General features: G+C 62.7%; 1 protein-coding gene. It reads left to right on the top strand.

Annotated elements, in window-relative coordinates:
• On the top strand, window positions 1-236 hold a 236-nt coding region (locus FS767_RS22620), incomplete at both ends, for a DUF444 family protein (protein ID WP_144968310.1).

The following is a 236-nucleotide window of genomic DNA, read 5'->3' as shown; positions in this document are numbered from 1 at the left end:
CCGGCGTCTAAACGGCAAGAACAAGAGCACGGTGAACCGCACGCGTTTCCTGCGGCGTTATCGTGAGCACATCAAGAAGGCGGTCGAGGAAGCCGTGAGTCGGCGCTCCATCACCGACATGGAGCACGGCGAGCAGATCAGCATTCCTGCCCGCGACATCGACGAACCCGCGCTGTACCAGGGCAAGGGCGGACGCCAGACCATCGTCCACCCGGGCAACAAGGAATTCGTCAGCG

Source organism: Pseudomonas sp. DE0010 (genome assembly GCF_007680745.1).
Classification (GTDB): Bacteria; Pseudomonadota; Gammaproteobacteria; order Pseudomonadales; family Pseudomonadaceae; genus Aquipseudomonas; species Aquipseudomonas parafulva_B.
Note: the sequence above shows the minus strand (reverse complement) of the source record. Positions and strands in the feature narration are given on the sequence as shown.